This is a genomic window from Pseudovibrio japonicus, from assembly GCF_014651595.1.
GTDB lineage: Bacteria > Pseudomonadota > Alphaproteobacteria > Rhizobiales > Stappiaceae > Pseudovibrio > Pseudovibrio japonicus.
Window position 1 is genome coordinate 534,133 of the sequence record NZ_BMXE01000002.1, and the last position, 16,892, is coordinate 551,024.

15 protein-coding genes are annotated in these 16,892 nt (G+C 51.5%); 11 read left to right on the forward strand and 4 right to left on the reverse strand.

All coding sequences use genetic code 11. The features are described 5' to 3' along the window. The first annotated feature begins 196 nt into the window (after window positions 1–196). The 5 genes from IE076_RS07195 to IE076_RS07215 are packed head-to-tail and all read left to right on the forward strand — an operon-like array spanning window position 197 to window position 3,119. A complete protein-coding gene (locus IE076_RS07195; protein WP_189436079.1) occupies window positions 197–787 on the forward strand; it encodes a GNAT family N-acetyltransferase in 591 nt (196 codons plus the stop codon). Then, window positions 780–1,370 carry a GNAT family N-acetyltransferase gene (locus IE076_RS07200; RefSeq protein WP_189436080.1) on the forward strand — a complete coding sequence of 197 codons (591 nt, stop codon included), beginning with the start codon at window positions 780–782 and terminating at the stop codon, window positions 1,368–1,370. The genes IE076_RS07195 and IE076_RS07200 overlap by 8 nt, the downstream gene beginning before the upstream one ends. Next, on the forward strand, window positions 1,363–1,953 hold the full coding sequence (locus IE076_RS07205) for a GNAT family N-acetyltransferase (RefSeq protein ID WP_189436081.1): 591 nt from the start codon (window positions 1,363–1,365) through the stop codon (window positions 1,951–1,953). Before IE076_RS07200 ends, IE076_RS07205 begins: the two co-directional genes overlap by 8 nt. Beyond that, window positions 1,946–2,530: a GNAT family N-acetyltransferase gene (locus IE076_RS07210; RefSeq protein ID WP_189436082.1), complete on the forward strand. Its 585-nt coding sequence runs from the start codon at window positions 1,946–1,948 to the stop codon at window positions 2,528–2,530. The genes IE076_RS07205 and IE076_RS07210 overlap by 8 nt, the downstream gene beginning before the upstream one ends. Next, window positions 2,523–3,119, forward strand: a complete 597-nt coding sequence (locus IE076_RS07215) for a GNAT family N-acetyltransferase (protein WP_189436083.1) — start codon at window positions 2,523–2,525, stop codon at window positions 3,117–3,119. Before IE076_RS07210 ends, IE076_RS07215 begins: the two co-directional genes overlap by 8 nt. 128 nt (window positions 3,120–3,247) lie before the next feature. On the opposite strand, the gene IE076_RS07220 is transcribed toward IE076_RS07215, so the two are convergent. Beyond that, entirely contained in the window at window positions 3,248–5,254 is a 2,007-nt protein-coding gene (locus IE076_RS07220; protein WP_189436084.1) for a thioredoxin domain-containing protein, read from the reverse strand. Between the two features lie 95 nt (window positions 5,255–5,349). On the opposite strand from IE076_RS07220, the gene mnmE reads away from it, so the two are divergent. From mnmE to IE076_RS07250, 6 genes are all read left to right on the forward strand, one after another. Beyond that, window positions 5,350–6,699 carry a tRNA uridine-5-carboxymethylaminomethyl(34) synthesis GTPase MnmE gene (gene mnmE, locus IE076_RS07225; RefSeq protein WP_189436085.1) on the forward strand — a complete coding sequence of 450 codons (1,350 nt, stop codon included), beginning with the start codon at window positions 5,350–5,352 and terminating at the stop codon, window positions 6,697–6,699. Between the two features lie 285 nt (window positions 6,700–6,984). Then, the gene (gene mnmG / locus IE076_RS07230; RefSeq protein ID WP_189436086.1) at window positions 6,985–8,868 is read left to right on the forward strand and encodes a tRNA uridine-5-carboxymethylaminomethyl(34) synthesis enzyme MnmG; all 1,884 of its coding nucleotides are present in this window, start codon (window positions 6,985–6,987) and stop codon (window positions 8,866–8,868) included. A 46-nt stretch (window positions 8,869–8,914) separates the two neighbouring features. After that, window positions 8,915–9,535 carry a 16S rRNA (guanine(527)-N(7))-methyltransferase RsmG gene (gene rsmG, locus IE076_RS07235; RefSeq protein WP_189436365.1) on the forward strand — a complete coding sequence of 207 codons (621 nt, stop codon included), beginning with the start codon at window positions 8,915–8,917 and terminating at the stop codon, window positions 9,533–9,535. Between the two features lie 11 nt (window positions 9,536–9,546). Further along, entirely contained in the window at window positions 9,547–10,374 is an 828-nt protein-coding gene (locus IE076_RS07240) for a ParA family protein (RefSeq protein ID WP_189436087.1), read from the forward strand. Window positions 10,375–10,479: 105 nt separating this feature from the next. Beyond that, window positions 10,480–11,379, forward strand: coding sequence for a ParB/RepB/Spo0J family partition protein (locus IE076_RS07245; protein ID WP_189436088.1), 900 nt, complete (start codon window positions 10,480–10,482; stop codon window positions 11,377–11,379). A 480-nt stretch (window positions 11,380–11,859) separates the two neighbouring features. Next, complete coding sequence (locus IE076_RS07250) at window positions 11,860–12,474, forward strand: hypothetical protein (RefSeq protein WP_189436089.1); 615 nt, start codon at window positions 11,860–11,862, stop codon at window positions 12,472–12,474. A 97-nt stretch (window positions 12,475–12,571) separates the two neighbouring features. Here the strand turns inward: IE076_RS07250 and holA are convergent, their stop codons facing one another. From holA to leuS, 3 genes are read right to left on the reverse strand one after another with little or no spacing between them, the layout of a single operon-like run. Next, on the reverse strand, window positions 12,572–13,612 hold the full coding sequence (gene holA, locus IE076_RS07255) for a DNA polymerase III subunit delta (RefSeq protein ID WP_189436090.1): 1,041 nt from the start codon (window positions 13,610–13,612) through the stop codon (window positions 12,572–12,574). A gap of 7 nt (window positions 13,613–13,619) precedes the next feature. Then, on the reverse strand, window positions 13,620–14,222 hold the full coding sequence (gene lptE / locus IE076_RS07260; protein WP_189436091.1) for an LPS assembly lipoprotein LptE: 603 nt from the start codon (window positions 14,220–14,222) through the stop codon (window positions 13,620–13,622). Beyond that, window positions 14,209–16,821, reverse strand: coding sequence for a leucine--tRNA ligase (gene leuS / locus IE076_RS07265; protein WP_189436092.1), 2,613 nt, complete (start codon window positions 16,819–16,821; stop codon window positions 14,209–14,211). Before leuS ends, lptE begins: the two co-directional genes overlap by 14 nt. Between the last annotated feature and the right edge of the window lie 71 nt (window positions 16,822–16,892).

The following is a 16,892-nucleotide window of genomic DNA, read 5'->3' on the forward strand; positions in this document are numbered from 1 at the left end:
TATGGACTCGAAACTCTGCAGCTTGATGAGATTGTGAGTTTTACACCCGTGCAGAATTTTCGTTCTGAGAGGGTAATGCAACGTCTGGGGATGGAGCGCATCCAAGAGTTTGATCATCCCATGCTGGAACAGGGGCACCGGCTCAAACGACAAGTGCTTTACAGGATGAAGAGGCAGCATTTTTCGAGACAGGACTATGATTGAGGGCGTCATTGATAAAAGTCCACGTATTGAAACAGAGCGTTTAACTCTGCGGAAGTGGGAACAGCGGGATTTGGATGGTCTTGCAGAGATGAATGCAGATCCGTTGGTTAGAGAGTTTTTCCCGCAAGAAATTTCATATGCTGTTAGTGAGCGAATGCTGTCTCGTATGCTTTCTAAACAAGAAACAGATGGGTTTTGCTTTCCCGTTGTCGAAGACAGAGTGTCGGGGATGTTTCTTGGGTTTTGTGGCCTTGGGATTTTGGATCACTCGGTAGATTGGCCCTTTGAAGGAGAAGTTGAGATTGGTTGGCGCCTCATCTCAAATGCCTGGGGGAAGGGGATAGCAACGGAAGCTGCGCGGTTCTGGCTCGGGTTTGGTTTTGACACTCAGGGTTTCGGTGAAGTCGTGAGTTGTACATCTGCCAGGAACTCTCGATCGCGATCCGTTATGCAAAGACTGGGAATGGTGTGGGATGTTTCTGAGGACTTTGATCATCCTCAGATTGAGGAGGGCCATCCGTTGAGGCGGCACGTTATATATCGGCTCTCACGAGATAAGTTTGCGGGGCAGAACCATGATTGAAGCTGTAATTGATAAGTGTCCGCACATTGAAACCGAACGCTTAGTTCTGCGGAAGTGGGAAGAGCGGGATTTAGATGGTCTTGTAGAGATGAACGCTGACCCATTAGTGATGGAGTTCTTTCCGTCTGTGATGTCCCGACAAGACAGTGAGCGGATGTTTGAGCGGCTGATGTTCAAGCAGGAGAAGTATGGCTTTGGTACGCCAGTGGTTGAAGAACGGGCCACAGGGAGGTTTCTAGGGCTTTGTGGATTAGGTATTCCGAGCTATCCAGAACCGCTTCCGTTTGACCCTTGTGTTGAGATTGGCTGGCGTTTGATACCTGATGCCTGGGGGAGGGGCATTGCGCAGGAAGCCTCGCGGATCTGGCTTGGATTCGGATTCGAAATTCTTCTCTTAGACGAGATTGTAAGTTTCACTGCGGCCACCAACTGGCGCTCCGAGAAGGTGATGCAGCGCCTTGGAATGGTGAGGCATGCTTCGGAGGACTTTAATCACCCTTTGATTGAGGAGGGGCATCCTCTGAAACGACATGTCTTGTACCGGCTTTCAAAAGAACAATTTTTAAGACAGAGCCATGGTTGATGATGTTGCTGATAAGAGCCTACGCTTTGAAACTGAACGCTTAATCCTGCGAAAGTGGGAAGAGCGGGATTTGGATGGTCTTGTAGAGATGAACGCTGACCCATTAGTGATGGAGTTCTTTCCGTCTGTGATGTCCCGACAAGATAGTGAGCGAATGTTTGAACGTCTTATGTTCAAGCAGGAAAAGCATGGTTTCGGCACTTGTGTGGTTGAAGCGCGGGACTCCGGAAGGTTTCTGGGGTTCTGTGGTTTGAATGTCCCGACAAATCCAAAGCCTCTTCCGTTTGGCCCGTGCGTTGCGATTGGATGGGGCTTGATACCTGATGTGTGGGGGAAGGGGATTGTTCAAGAAGCCTCGCGTGTATGGCTTAGATTTGGGTTTGAAACCCTTCGTTTAGAGGAGATTGTGAGTTTTGCTGCGGCTGCTAACTGGCGCTCTGAAAAAGTCATGCAGAGGCTGGGAATGGTAAGAGACGCGTCTGAGGATTTTGATCATCCTTTGATTGAGGAGGGGCATCCATTAAGGCGGCACTTCTTGTATCGGTTGTCGAAAGAAAAGTATTTGGAATTTGAAAATGGTTGAGGCAGCGATTGACAAGTGCCCACGCATTGAGACGGAACGGCTTGTATTGCGGAAATGGGAAGAGTGGGATCTGGATGGTTTGATCGAACTTTGTGGGCATCCTGAGGTCATGGAGTTCTTTGGTGCTGTAAAGTCGCCGTCTGAAGTGGAGAAAATGCTCGATCGTGTGCTGGTCCAACAAGCCAAGCATGGCTATTGCTTCCCAGCTGTTGAGGATAGAAAATCAGGCCGTCTTTTGGGTTTTTGCGGACTAAAGGTTCAGGAGACAGATATTCCCATTGGCCCATGCGTTGAGATTGGTTGGAGGCTCCAACGTGATGCTTGGGGCAAGGGGATTGCAACAGAGGTTGCGCGTGTTTGGCTTGAGTTCGGTTTTGAAACTCTAAAGTTGGATGAGATTGTCGCTAATATGGTTGTTGGCAATTTTCGTTCAGAGAATACAATGAAGCGTTTGGGGATGGTCTATTCAGAAGGTGATGACTTTATTGAGCCTGGTATGGATGCCAATGATCCGCTGGCGAGAAACATTCTTTATCGAATTACAAAACAGCGATTTATGGATTTAAAAAATGGTTGAGACGTTAATTGAAAAGTGCCCGCGCATTGAGACGGAACGGCTTGTTCTGCGTAAGTGGGAACAGCGGGATCTGGACGGTCTTGTTGAGATGAATGCTGATCCACGTGTGATGGAGTTCTTTCCAGACGTGATGCCTCGCGAGAAAAGCGCTCATATGCATGAGTTCCTGATGGAGAAGCAGGAGGACCGTGGTTATGCGTGTCCGGTTGTTGAGGATCGGGTATCTGGTCGGTTTCTCGGCTTTTGTGGTTTGAACATTCCGACCTACCCAAAGCCGCTTCCGTTTGACCCTTGTGTTGAAGTTGGTTGGCGGCTTATCCCCGAAGCTTGGGGGAAGGGGATTGCGCAGGAAGCTGCGAAGATCTGGCTGAAGTTCGGGTTCGAAACTCTTAAGCTTGATGAGATTGTTAGCTTCACGACCGAGACCAATCTGCGTTCTCAGAAGCTGATGCAGCGCCTTGGAATGGCGCGGAATGCGAAAGACGATTTTGACCATCCGATGCTGGAGCCTGACCACCCGCTGGTGCGGCATGTGCTTTATCGCTTGAACAAGGATCGTTTTGAAAGCGTATCCAAGACCTGGGCTTGATTGGATAACCACTAAGGGTGATTTGTGAATACTGTGATGTTTCACGTGAATCATGAATAGCTTCAATAATGTATGTAGAGATGCTGACTCACGTGAAACTGTGAGTCAGCGTTTAGTTTATCTGCAAATCAGATTTGTTCTTTCACCTGTTCTAGTGTCGTTGCAGGCAATGAGCAACCTTTTGCAGAACAGATAAAGACAGTGGTTTCATTTGTGTTCCATGTTGAATTTTCCAACTCCACTGGCTTTGCAGCGCCCTCAGGGATCACATCGACATAAAGCGCTGGATCAGCCTGAGTATGGAGTGTTTGAAGGAATGGAGTTGCCTCCGAACCAGAGCCCAAAACAACAAGTGCTTTTTTGAACCGTGTGCGGGTATCTAGCGCGGTGAGCAGAGAGGCCGTTCCGAAGACGTTGTTTGGGACATCGGCAGCAAAGGCGTTCAACGTTCCATCCGCCAGATCACGAGATGATGTGTCCCCCGTTAAGATCCAATGCTCTGAGAAGGCGAGGGCTGCCACCGCGTTGTAGTTTGGGGTGGCTTCATCATAGGCGTGATATGGGCGGAGGATGAGATCGTCAGCATCCTTGTCTGTCATGTAAAAGCCGCCATTGGAGTGGGTGAAGCGCTCTTTCAGGATGCTCAGGAACTCTTCGGCCTGCTTCAGGTAGCGTTGCTTTTCAGCTGGATCTGGTTCTGATTGGTACAAGGCGAGTGCTGCTCTTGCGGCCCAGGCGTAGTCAGAGGCAAAACCGACTTCTAGTCTTTGACCCTGACGCCATGAGTGGCTGAGCTTTCCATCGACGAACATGTACTCTGTGATGAAGGCAAAAGCGGCCTTGGCAGAGGAGCGCAGAGATTCATGTGAAACAACGGCACTTGCTTGCACGAGAGCGCAGATGAGCATGGCGTTCCAATCAGCCAACACCTTGTCGTCTTTGTGTGGTGGAATACGCTTGCTTCTGTAGTCGAGCAGGATTGTTCTGCAAGATGCCAGCGCTGCCTCTTCAGAGGGTTCCAGAAGGGCAGGGGAGTGGCGCCGGTTGAGAATGATCTTACCTTCCCAGTTGCCGTCTGGAGTGACTTCATAGGTGTTGGAGAACAGATCGAAGTATTCTTCAGGAATGAGGCTCTTCAGTTCGTCGTAAGTCCAGACATAAAATCTGCCTTCGATACCTTCGCTGTCTGCATCCATGGATGAAGCGAAGCCACCTTCAGGAAGCTTCATGTCGCGTTCGAGCCAATCAATTACTTCGTGGATTCGGACATGAAACAGTTCGTCCTTGGTTTCCTGATAGGCCCAGCAGAGATGCTCAATGAACTGGGCATTGTCGTACAGCATCTTTTCAAAATGTGGGACAAGCCAAATAGAGTCGACTGCGTAACGAGCCAGGCCGCCTCCTACATGATCATATATTCCGCCCTGTGAAATCGCGCGGGTGGTTTTCAAAAACTGATCACGCATGAAGGTGTTCTTCTGCGCCTTAGCGGTTCTGAAAATGAGCTCCTGAACGGAGGCCTGAGGGAACTTCGGTGCACCCTTCATGCCACCTTCCTCTTCATCCTGCATGGTGAAGAGCTGTTTGCCGGCAGCGGTGATCAGGAAGCTTGAAAGAGGGGAGGCCTCTGACGGTGGTTTGTTGAGCGCCTGACTGATAGCCTGTCGGTTTTCTTCAATAGTGTCGCGATCTGTGGTGAAGCTCTGCGCGATCGCGTACAGGATATCTTTGAAGGCTGGAGAGCCGTGCCGTGCTTCCTTCGGGAAGTAGGTGCCACCCCAGAATGGATCGCCGTCTGGCGTGAGGAACATGGTCAGCGGCCAGCCACCCTGTTGACCAAGCATATGAAGAGCTTGCATATAGATCTGGTCGATGTCCGGGCGCTCTTCGCGATCTACCTTGATGTTGACGAAATGCTCATTCATGAGCGCGGCTGTTGCCTCATCCTCAAAACTTTCATGGGCCATGACGTGGCACCAATGGCAAGCGGAGTAGCCAACAGACAGCAGAATTGGCTTGTTTGTTTGCTTTGCTTCCTGCAGTGCGTCCTTGCTCCACTCCCACCAGTGGACGGGGTTATTCTGGTGTTGAAGAAGGTAGGGGCTTGAAGCGTTCGTTAAGCGATTTCTGCTCATAAAGAGGTGATCCTGAGTTCAAGGTATTGCTTGGCGTAAAGGCTAGGTTTAACGCAGTTCATACGAGATCATATAGTTAAAGAACCGGACGTGGAATGAATACACAACAGGAAACCATCTATGCAGTTTCTAGCGGCGCACTTCCTTCAGGCGTTGCTGTTCTCCGTTTATCAGGTCCTCAGTCCGGGCCAATCCTGAGAAAGCTCATTAAGGGCAAATTCCCAGTTTCACGTGAATCGTGCCTTAAGAAATTATGGGATCCTGTAGATGGTTCCGTGCTCGATCATGCGTTGGTTTTGTGGTTTGAAGGGCCGGGCAGTTTTACTGGCGAGGACACCGTTGAGCTGCATTGTCATGGTGGCCGTGCTGTTGTTGCGGCTGTTCTACGCGCTCTGTCCAGCTTTGAAGGGACGCGTCCTGCTGAACAAGGTGAGTTCACGCGCCGGGCCTTTCATAACAACAAGCTGGACCTCACCGAGGTTGAGGGGCTTGCTGATTTGATTGATGCAGAGACCGATGCGCAGCGTCGGCAGGCTCAGCGTCAGATGGATGGGGCACTTGGAGATCTTTACTCGCAGTGGCGCGAAACCTTGATCCGCAGCCGTGCGATGATTGAAGCTGAACTCGACTTTTCCGATGAAGACGATATTCCGGATTCGGTAGCTGACGAAATCTGGGTGGATCTGGCGAAACTTCGTGACCAGATCGTCGACCACCTTTCCGATGCGCGGAGAGGGGAACGGTTGCGCTCTGGTTTGCAGGTTGTTCTGCTTGGCCCTCCGAATGCGGGGAAGTCGAGTTTGATGAACAAGCTGGCACAGCGTGATGTGGCGATCGTGACACCGGAAGCTGGAACGACACGCGATGTGCTTGAGGTACATCTTGACCTTGGCGGCTATCCGGTTACGCTGATCGATACAGCAGGCATTCGCGAGAGTGCTGGCGTGATCGAGAAAGAGGGCATCCGCCGCGCGCTTGTTCATGCTGAAAAGGCTGATCTCATTCTCTGGACCCATGCACCGAATGTAGTGGCAGAGGAGCTGCCTGATAGCCTGCAGCAGAGTGGTGCGGAGATCTGGCGGCTCAATACCAAGAGTGACTTGGGCGCAATTGAGAAACATGGTTCCTTCGAAACAACCGCAGAGATCAATGTCTCTGTTCGGGAAGAGGGTGGTATGAACGCACTGCTTTCAAGCCTCGAGTCGTTTGCGGAACAAAACATAGGGCTGATCGAAAACCCATTGATCACTCGCGAACGTCACCGAGCGCACCTCACTCAATGCGTGGAAGATCTTAACCGCGGCATTCAGGCGGACGGCTTTCCGATTGAGTTGAGGGGGGAAGATCTGAGACGGGCAGCTGATCAGCTTGGGCGCATTACCGGGCGTATTGATGTTGAAGATTTGCTGGATGTGATCTTTCGCGACTTCTGCGTTGGTAAATAAATGATGTAGAAGTGCGATGTTTCACGTGAAACATTTATTGAGAAATGGGACTTGGTGGGGAAAACTTAGTGAGTCCCGTGGGTAACTAATGCTGCGGCATTGGCGACTCAGTGCGCTGTTTTCTTTGACCCAGCGCGTGACCTGTTGTATCAAGTCTTCAATAAAATAGGTAGTTGCCCTTCTAATTCCCCCAAGTTTTATCTGCGGCCTTCATATGGTCCAGAGGCTCACAGAGAGTGTGCTTGGCCTTTCTCTGTACTTAGACGGGCGAAATGCAGGACCGAAATGTCTGATAATTTTGATCTTGAGTTTGACGTTGTCGTGATTGGCGGCGGCCATGCAGGCTGTGAAGCTGCGGCCGCGGCTGCGCGTATGGGTGCACATACAGCGCTTATAACTCATCGCTTTGACACCATTGGCGTGATGTCATGCAACCCGGCCATAGGTGGTTTGGGGAAGGGGCATCTGGTTCGAGAGATCGACGCACTGGATGGATTGATGGGCCGGGTAGCTGATGCCTCTGGTATCCAGTTCCGTATGCTCAATCGCCGTAAGGGACCTGCTGTGCAGGGGCCACGCTCTCAGGCTGACCGCAAGCTTTACCGTGATGCAATGCAGGCCGAGATCAAAGCGATCGAAAATCTGGATGTCGTTGAAGGTGAAGCTGACAAGCTGATCCGTGAGGGTGATGCGCTCAAGGGTGTTGTGCTTGGAGATGGTCGCCGGGTTTTCGCAAAAGCTGTTGTTATCACGACAGGGACGTTCTTGCGTGGTCTGATCCATATTGGTGATAAACAGATCCCGGCGGGTCGTGATGGGGAAGCGCCTGCGCTTGGCCTTTCTGTATCTCTGGAGGAGATTGGTCTCCGGCTTGGGCGTTTGAAGACTGGTACTCCGGCGCGTTTGGATGGTCGCACCATTAACTGGGACATTCTTCAGGTACAGCCCGGTGATGACGAGCCTATTCCATTCTCCACGCTGACTGAGGAAATTCAGATCCGTCAGGTGCCGTGTTACATCACCCGGACGACGCCTGAGACGCACAAAATCATTCGCGATAACATTAAGCGCTCGGCTATGTACTCTGGCGAGATCAAGGGCAGGGGCCCGCGGTACTGTCCGTCTATTGAAGATAAGATCGTTCGCTTTGGGGATCGTGATGGCCATCAGATCTTCCTTGAGCCGGAAGGACTGGATGATCCGACGGTTTATCCAAACGGGATTTCGACCTCTCTGCCGGAAGATGTGCAGATCGAGTTCTTGCGGACCATTCCGGGTCTGGAGAAGGTTGAGTACTTTAAACCGGCCTACGCCATTGAGTATGATCACATCGACCCAACCGAGCTGACAAACACGCTCGAGGTGAAGAAGCAGAAGGGCCTTTATCTCGCAGGTCAGATTAACGGAACAACCGGTTATGAAGAGGCTGGAGCTCAAGGTCTGTTGGCTGGCTTGAATGCTGCCAGAACGGCTCAGGGCGGCGCTCAGGTGGTCGTAGGTCGTGCTGACGGGTATATCGGCGTGATGGTTGATGATCTCATCACACGGGGCGTTTCTGAGCCGTATCGCATGTTTACATCGCGCGCGGAGTATCGTCTTACACTGCGTGCCGATAATGCGGATCAGCGTTTGACGCCACTTGGTGTTGAGTGGGGCTGCGTTGGTGAAACGCGTCGAGTCGCTTTCGAAACAAAGTTGGAGAAACTGCGAAGAACAAAAGACTTGATGCAATCCGTCAAGATTACACCCAATGAGGGTCGCAAGCATGGTTTGCCGATCAATCAGGATGGTGTGAAGCGCTCTGCTTTTGATCTGCTTGCATACCCGGATATCAGTCTCGACGACCTGACACGGGTCTTTGATGAACTGAAGGGGCTTGATATCAAGATTGCCGAACAGGTTTCTATCGATGCGATGTACGCGGTCTATCTGGAGCGTCAGGCAGCAGATATTGAAGCTCTGAAACGGGATGAGGACTTGGTTATTCCTGACGGAATTAACTATAGCGCCCTGACTGGACTTTCCAACGAGGTGCGCCAGAAGCTTGAAGCTGTGCGTCCTTCAACCATTGGGCAAGCTTCGCGCATGGACGGGATTACCCCGGCAGCGCTGACCTTGCTGCTTGTTTATATTCGCCGCTCAGGCAAAAATATCGCTGGTGCTGTTTAGTATGTCATTCGAAAACCGGGCTGATTACAGCCAGATTCCATCTGTCATGCGTATGTATGAGGATGTTTCACGTGAAACGTTTGAGCGTCTAGGTATCTATATAGACCTCGTTCGCAAGTGGCAGCCAGCACAGAACCTGATCGCGCCTTCCACCATCAACGATATCTGGATGCGGCATGTGGCCGACTCAATTCAGATTCAGCGTAGCTTGCCAGATGCTCGTTCCTGGATTGATTTTGGGAGCGGCGCAGGCTTTCCCGGTCTTGTGACAGCGATTCTGCTGCGACAGGAAGGGGAGGGCGGTATCGTGCATATGGTTGAGAGCAATCAGCGCAAAGCGGCTTTCCTGCGCACCGTGGCCAGAGAAACTGGCTGCAACGTCAAAGTCCATGCGGGTAGAATCGAAGCGGTTACAAAGGGTTGGGAAGCTCCGATTGACGGAGTTTCAGCGCGTGCACTGGCTTCTTTAAAAGTTCTTTGCAGGTTTTCTTCGCAGTTTGTACAAAGGGGCGCGACAGCTGTTTTCCACAAAGGCCAAGATTTTCGCCGTGAAATTGAAGAAGCATCTGCCGACTGGTCGATTGATCTGGTAGAAAAAGTAAGTCTAGTAGATCCGCTAAGTCGCGTTTTGGTCCTTTCGAAAATTGACCCGAAAACCTCTAACTAGGGTGCTGTCGGATGAGCTTACTGCCGCAATCTCCTCGTGTATTGACTATCGCCAACCAGAAGGGTGGCGTAGGTAAAACGACAACAGCCATCAATCTTGGCACCGCACTTGCCGCTATTGGCGAGCGTGTTCTGATTATTGACCTTGATCCGCAGGGTAACGCCTCCACGGGTCTTGGGATTGATCGCGCTGATCGTGAGTACTCCACCTATGATGTTTTGAGCGGCGACTCTACACTGGAACAGGCTGTTCTTGAAACGGCTGTTCCTCGTTTATGGATCGCTCCATCAACCATGGATTTGCTTGGAGTGGAGCTGGAAATCTCTGCTGCACCAGACCGCACATTCAGATTGCGGAACGCCATTTCCGGTATGGCGAAGGCTGCTGAAATTGGTCAGGCTCAAGGGTATTCTTATGTTCTCGTGGATTGCCCTCCATCCCTGAATCTCTTAACTATCAATGCCTTAGCAGCATCTCACAGTATTTTGGTGCCGTTGCAGTGCGAGTTTTTTGCGCTTGAAGGTTTGAGTCAGTTGCTACGTACTGTTGAGCAGGTGAAACAGTCTCTTAATGCTGAGCTGAGCATCCATGGTATTGTGCTTACGATGTACGATAGCCGGAATAACCTTTCCAGTCAGGTTGTGCAGGATGTGCGCGAGACCATGGGCGATGCGGTTTACGACACGGTGATACCGCGTAACGTACGAGTTTCTGAGGCTCCATCTTATGGTAAGCCTGCTTTGCTTTATGATTTGAAGTGTTCTGGTTCGCAGGCTTATTTACGACTCGCTTCCGAAATTATTCAGCGCGAGCGTGATATGCGGATGGCGGCTGCCTAATCCGGCTACCGCTTCTACTTGAAAGAGTTTTATTATTTGTCCCGTAAACCGTGCGGGAAGGGGCTGTCGACTCTAGGCTCCGGGATGTAAATAGGTGGAATTGAAATGGCGAAAACTGAGGAAGTAGGGCGAAGCAATAAGCGACTTGGGCGCGGCCTCGCAACGCTGTTGGGTGACGTAAACTCAGCGCCAGCTGTTTCCACACCAGACCGAAACCGTGATGTGCGGAAGATTCCGATTGAGTATCTTCAGCCAAACCCACGTAACCCGCGCAAATCGTTCATAGAAGATGATCTGAACAATCTGACGGAATCTGTTCGCCAGAAGGGGATCGTGCAGCCAATTCTCGTGCGTCCTCGTGCGAATATGCCAGGCCATTTTGAGATCATTGCTGGTGAGCGTCGCTGGCGTGCTGCCCAGAAGGCCGGGCTGCATGAAGCTCCTGTTGTTATCCGCGAAGTGACGGATCAGGAAGCTCTGGAACTTGCGATCATCGAGAACGTTCAGCGTGCTGACCTCAACCCTATTGAAGAGGCTTTGGGGTATGACCAGCTGATCGAAGAGTTCCAGTACAGTCAGGTTGAGCTCTCCAAAGTTATCGGCAAGAGCCGCAGTCATGTTGCCAACACACTGCGTCTTTTGAAGCTCCCTAACTCTGTGAAGGATTATCTCGCTGAAGGTCTTCTCACTGCTGGTCATGCGCGTGCATTGATCACAGCCGAAGATCCAGCCGCTTTGGCGGAGCTGATCGTGGAGAAGGGGCTTACTGTTCGCGATGCAGAGCGCCTTGCTCAGAACCCGGACCTCTTTAAGAAGAAAGAAGCTGCTCCAAAGCCTGAGAAGGATGCGGATACGCGCGCACTCGAAAAACGTTTGGCTGATGGGTTGGGACTAAAGGTCGCAATCGCTCACAAGCCTGAGAAGGGTACTGGTGAGCTAAAGATTAAGTACAAGAACATTGAGCAGCTGGACGAAGTTTGCCGGCTGTTGGGCATTCAGAACTGATTATAGCCCAACTTTTGTATTCAAAAGGCCGTGCCTCATAACTGAGGCGCGGCCTATTTAGTTTCGTATCCAAAACTGAGTTAGATTCGGGAATGAAACAAACTCACTCGGTGTTTGAATAAGTGACTCTGTCAGGTCTGTCATAGAGAGTCGCCTCGGGCGTTGATCTGGTGCGGCCTGCGTTTCTCGGCAGGATCTGATTGGTATTCGTTAGACACCTCACAAAATTTTCTCTTTTTCAAATGCGTCAAAGCATATAAGAATAATGCCCAATAAGTTTTCATAGTATTTCGATAAATTGGTGCGTGATTTGAAGGGTCCGATCATTGATGCCTGGAAATGCTGAAGTGCCTTGTTCGGTGCATTCACTCTTTGCGTTGCTGCGTTGGGTGGTGAACTGAACTGAGCGGGTGTGCTGAGAGGTTTCTGGAAGTTGGGCCCCTAGTGAAAGATCGGGTTCAAGTGAATACGAAAATTGGAATGATACTGCTGCTTGTTCTGTTTGCGTTGGGTGGCATGTTCTCAATCAATCCGGCTCCACATTTGTTTACCGAATTGGGACCTTTTGAACTAGCGCAGACGCTTTTCATGATTGCCAGCCTTTTCGTTTGGGGCAAATTGGCGATCAGTAAGAAGCAACAGAATGCGCAGGATGACGGAATTAACTACTCTATCGCTGCATTCTTTGCTCTGCTTAGCTTCGTGGTTGTTGGCAGAGAAACTTCCTTTCTTAAGACCTATGGAGCAGGGAAGAACCTTGAGAATGGTCTGTTGGTTTTTACCGTCGTTTTAGCACTAGTGGTTCTGAGTGTGCTCGGTGTGCGGTGGGCTCGGAATCTAGGTCGGACTTGGCAGGAATTTCGCGCCTTTATATCGACCCCGAACTTCCTTTGGGCGATTGCTTCCCTCGGGTTCATTCTGTTGGGGGACCTTTTCGAAAAAGAGTTCCTTCCGATTCAGTCGAACCTTGTCTGGGAAGAAACTTTTGAGCTGATGGGGTATCTCGCTATCTTCACAGCGGCATTGGTTCCAGAACGTACCGCTGATGCTCCGAGAGCTGTTGAGCAAGACGTTCCAGCTTTGCAGAACTCTTAGGTTGAACGTCGGCTACGCCTGCCGGTGCTTCCTGCAATACGAAAAAACACCGCTGGAGCTCTCCAGCGGTGTTTTTGATTGTAGAAATGAATGGTGCCTACCGCCGTCTGTTGGATGCTTTAGCCACCTGGGCTATGGCCAGCAGGGTATGCGAGACGATGGCTGCTGAGAGGTTGGCGTTGAGGCGGGCTTCTTTAACTGCGTCATTGAGGCGGCTGAGTGCGCGTTCCAGGAAGTCCACATTCCAGATTTCAACCTGTCTGACAATCTTCGAGCGGCGTTTCCAGAAGATTGGTGGGCGCATTCCTCCGATAACATCTTCGACGGCAATGCGTTGATTGGCTTTTAAGCGGCACAGGTGGAGCATCTGGAAATGTCTGAGGGCTTGAGAGGCAATGACACCAACGTCCATCCCTGAGGCTGAGAGACGCTCCAGGCCATGGTCCAATGTGACCGTATCACCCAATGCGGCTGCATCAATCAGCTCATCCATGGCAAACGCTGAGGCATCACCGATGATCTCTTCAACGTGATGGACTTCAATGCGGTTGTCATTCATTGCGTAGAGGCACAGCTTTTTGAGTTCTCCGCGGCTGGCAATGCGGTCTGCGCCGAGCAGGGTGTGAAGCGCCATGCGGGCTTCCTTGCTGATTTGCAGGCTTGCCAGGGCAGTTTCTTCGTCAATCAGCCGGTCTACATCCCGACCGGTATCGGCAAAGCAGGGAATAGCGACAGCGGTTTTGCTGGCTTCGATCTTCTTGCGCAGGGCCGACGAGTTCTTCAAGTCCCCGGCTTCGATGAGGACGAATGCTGAGAAATCGTTGTTCTTTAAGAGCGGTTCTACTGCTGGCAGGACACTTTTGGTGCCATTGTCGCGCACCCAGATTGTGCGGCGGCCGCCGAAGAGAGGGATGGTGAGGGCTTCGTCAATAAGCCGGCTTGGATCGGCTGCAATATCGGAAGCGTCCAATTTCACCTGAGAGAAGGGATCGTCATTCTCTGCTGCTGCTTTGGAGATGAGCGCTTGCGCTCTTTCCTTCACCAACCCGACGTCTGGACCATAAATAAGAATGAGGTTTACAGAGGCTGGCGGGTTGGCGATGTATCGGTCAATCTCAGCAGCTTTGAGGGCTACCATAATGGTCCTATTCTTCAGGATGCGTTGCGAAGTAGCTTGCGATGCGTGTGTTGATGTCGGCGGCAACAACTTTGGCCGCGCGTGTCTCCGCATCTCTTTCCGCTCTCAGGTTCGCAAAACGCTGGCTCGAAAAGTCAAAGGATGCGGATGCAAAAGAACGACCGGTCAAAAGCGTAGCATCAGTTTCGATGTTACTCAAAACAAAGCTGGAATTGACTGTAATGTTGTAAGCGGTTGGTACATCAGCAAGGCGTTCAACACCAACTTCAGCACGGCGCCTGTCTGACAAAATCTCCAGCCGGTACTTAGGTGGCAGTGGTTCGCCACCACGCGTGAAAGCGAAGATCAGCTGGTTGCGCATGACCTGATTGATGTTGGTGATAGCGAACGAATCTCCATAGCTTGGGAAATCCAAGGAGATTGACGCCATCTGATCCGGAACGGTCTGTGTCCGTTCCATTCCATCATCTGTTAGCGTTGTGCTCGTTCCATAAAGAGGTCGAAACTGGCAACCAGAAAGAAGAAGGGCCCCTGCAACAATTGTTGCCCCGCCGAGAAGAACCCGGCGGGAGGGGAGACCTGATTTAGCAGCGCGGTCAAACAACGACATTTACGATCCTCTGAGGTACCACGATGATTTTGCGTGGGGCCTTGCCGTCCAGAGCCCTTTGAACAGCTTCATGTGCCAGAGTAACTTCTTCTACATGCTCTTTGGAAGAGTCTCTTGCTACAGAAACCTCACCTTTTTTCTTTCCGTTGATCTGAATCGGAAGCGTAACGGTATTTTCTACCAGTAGGTTTTCATCCAGAGCTGGCCAGTTCGATGTGGATACCAAGCCTTCGTTGCCGAGCATGGCCCAACACTCTTCGGAAAGGTGAGGTGTAATTGGCTCCATGAGCTGCAAAATAAAGCCAACTGCTTCGCGCAGTGCAAAGGCCATATCAGGCTTGGACAGGTCTGCCTGAAGTGCTTTGCTGATCGCGTTGGTGAACTCATAAAGACGGGCTACAGCACGGTTGAAGCCGAGGCCGTCGAAGTCCTTTGTGATGGCAGCCAGTGTCTTGTGAGAGACGCGGCGCAGTGCGGTTGCCTCATCACTGAACTCAGCAGGCTTTGCTATGTTGGCTTCGGTCTTTTCTGCAACTTCGTTGACGATACGCCATACACGTTGTACGTGGCGCCAAGCACCGATTACACCGTCTTCAGTCCAGATGATGTCACGCTCTGGCGGGCTGTCCGAAAGCACAAATAGGCGTGCAGTATCAGCGCCATAGGTTTCAATGATGTCGGTTGGGTCCACAACGTTCTTTTTGGACTTGGACATCTTCTCGATGGAGCCTATGGAGATCGGCGCACCGGTTTCTGCGTGAACCGCTTTGCGGTCACCTTCGGTGCTGATGATGTTGATTTCAGCGGGTGTGACCCACTTGCCATCCGCATCCTTGTAGGTCTCGTGGTTCACCATGCCCTGCGTGAAGAGGCCCTTGAATGGCTCTTTCACATCCAGATGTTTGGTGATCTGCATCGCACGGGCAAAGAAGCGGGAGTAGAGCAGGTGTAGGATCGCGTGCTCGATGCCACCGATGTACTGATCAACTGGCAACCACTCGGAGGCAACCTTTGGATCTGTCGGGTTGCTGTTCTTTGGATCAGTGAAGCGTGCGAAGTACCAAGAGGAATCCACGAAGGTGTCCATGGTGTCTGTTTCACGCTGCGCATCTTTTCCACAGCATGGGCATTTTACGTCGCGCCATGTTGGATGACGGTCTAGCGGATTACCCGGACGATCGAAGGTGACGTCTTCCGGCAGAACTATTGGCAGGCTTTCTTTTGGCGCTGGCTGAACGCCACAGTCATCGCAGTGGATAACCGGGATTGGGCAGCCCCAATAGCGCTGACGGGAAATCCCCCAGTCGCGCAGACGGTAGTTGGTTTCGCGGTGGGCCTGCTGTTTGCCCTTCACTTTTTGCGCTTCCAACTTGTCAGAAACGGCATTCTTCGCATCTTCGATGGACAGGCCGTTCATGAAGTCAGAATTAAAGATGGAGCCTTCGCCGGTGTAAGCTTCGGTGCCAACTTCGAAAGTCGCCGGGTTTTCGCCTTCTGGCAATACAACGGTTCTGACCGGCAGCTTGTACTTGTGAGCGAAGTCCAAATCGCGTTGGTCATGTGCAGGGCAGGCGAAGATTGCGCCGGTGCCGTAGTCCATCAGGATAAAGTTTGCGACGTAAACTGGCAGCTCCCAGGATGGGTCCAGCGGGTGCTTAACGCGGAGGCCAGTGTCGAAGCCGAGTTTCTCTGCTGTTTCAATTGCTTCAGCTGTCGTTCCGATGCGGCGGCATTCAGCAATGAACTCCTGCAGCTCTGTGTTGGTTTCAGCCAGCTTCTGGGTGATCGGGTGATCGGGAGACAGGCCCATGAAGGAGGCGCCGTACAGCGTGTCCGGGCGCGTCGTGAAGATCTCCAGAGTTTCATCACCGGTTGGAGCGGTTTCTGTGAACTCGAAATTGACTTTCAGACCAACAGATTTTCCGATCCAGTTCTTCTGCATGAGACGAACTTTTTCAGGCCACTCGGTCAGTGTATCGATTGCTTCCAACAGCTCTTCAGAATGATCAGAGATCTTGAAGAACCACTGAGTCAGGTCTTTCTGTTCAACAACTGCACCGGAGCGCCAGCCTTTGCCGTCGATCACCTGTTCGTTTGCTAGAACCGTCATGTCGACAGGATCCCAGTTTACCTTTGCGTTTTTACGGTAAACCAAGCCAGCTTCCAGGAAGTCCAGGAACAGAGCCTGCTGTTGTGCGTAGTAGTCTTCATCGCAGGTTGCGAACTCGCGGCTCCAGTCAAAAGACAGACCGATTGTTTTCAGCTGACCGCGCATTGCAGCGATGTTGTCATAGGTCCAGCCTTTTGGGTGTACTTTCTTCTCAGCAGCAGCGTTTTCTGCAGGCATGCCGAATGCATCCCAACCCATTGGGTGCAGAACGTTGTAGCCGCGTGCACGTTTGAAGCGTGCAACCACGTCACCCATGGAGTAGTTACGGACGTGCCCCATGTGGAGGCGACCGGATGGGTAGGGGAACATTTCTAGTACGTAGTACTTATCGCGCGGATCATCGTTGTCCGTCTCAAAGACCTTCTGTTCGTCCCATACTTTTTGCCAGCGTGCTTCCGTAGCACGTGCATTATACCGATCCGTAGCCATTTATTCCGCCGTGTGTTTGATTTTTTGCCTTGCACAGGCAAATTACGTTTGCTCGGACTGTCACCAGAAAT

Excerpts from the sequence above, each read along its gene's own strand:
- IE076_RS07195 (WP_189436079.1), top strand. The coding sequence starts at position 197 with ATGATTGAGGGCGTCATTGATAAAAGTCCACGTATTGAAACAGAGCGT.
- IE076_RS07200 (WP_189436080.1), top strand. The coding sequence starts at position 780 with ATGATTGAAGCTGTAATTGATAAGTGTCCGCACATTGAAACCGAACGC.
- IE076_RS07205 (WP_189436081.1), top strand. The coding sequence starts at position 1,363 with ATGGTTGATGATGTTGCTGATAAGAGCCTACGCTTTGAAACTGAACGC.
- IE076_RS07210 (WP_189436082.1), top strand. The coding sequence starts at position 1,946 with ATGGTTGAGGCAGCGATTGACAAGTGCCCACGCATTGAGACGGAACGG.
- IE076_RS07215 (WP_189436083.1), top strand. The coding sequence starts at position 2,523 with ATGGTTGAGACGTTAATTGAAAAGTGCCCGCGCATTGAGACGGAACGG.
- IE076_RS07220 (WP_189436084.1), bottom strand. The coding sequence starts at position 5,254 with ATGAGCAGAAATCGCTTAACGAACGCTTCAAGCCCCTACCTTCTTCAA.
- mnmE (WP_189436085.1), top strand. The coding sequence starts at position 5,350 with ATGAATACACAACAGGAAACCATCTATGCAGTTTCTAGCGGCGCACTT.
- mnmG (WP_189436086.1), top strand. The coding sequence starts at position 6,985 with ATGTCTGATAATTTTGATCTTGAGTTTGACGTTGTCGTGATTGGCGGC.
- rsmG (WP_189436365.1), top strand. The coding sequence starts at position 8,915 with ATGCGTATGTATGAGGATGTTTCACGTGAAACGTTTGAGCGTCTAGGT.
- IE076_RS07240 (WP_189436087.1), top strand. The coding sequence starts at position 9,547 with ATGAGCTTACTGCCGCAATCTCCTCGTGTATTGACTATCGCCAACCAG.
- IE076_RS07245 (WP_189436088.1), top strand. The coding sequence starts at position 10,480 with ATGGCGAAAACTGAGGAAGTAGGGCGAAGCAATAAGCGACTTGGGCGC.
- IE076_RS07250 (WP_189436089.1), top strand. The coding sequence starts at position 11,860 with ATGATACTGCTGCTTGTTCTGTTTGCGTTGGGTGGCATGTTCTCAATC.
- holA (WP_189436090.1), bottom strand. The coding sequence starts at position 13,612 with ATGGTAGCCCTCAAAGCTGCTGAGATTGACCGATACATCGCCAACCCG.
- lptE (WP_189436091.1), bottom strand. The coding sequence starts at position 14,222 with ATGTCGTTGTTTGACCGCGCTGCTAAATCAGGTCTCCCCTCCCGCCGG.
- leuS (WP_189436092.1), bottom strand. The coding sequence starts at position 16,821 with ATGGCTACGGATCGGTATAATGCACGTGCTACGGAAGCACGCTGGCAA.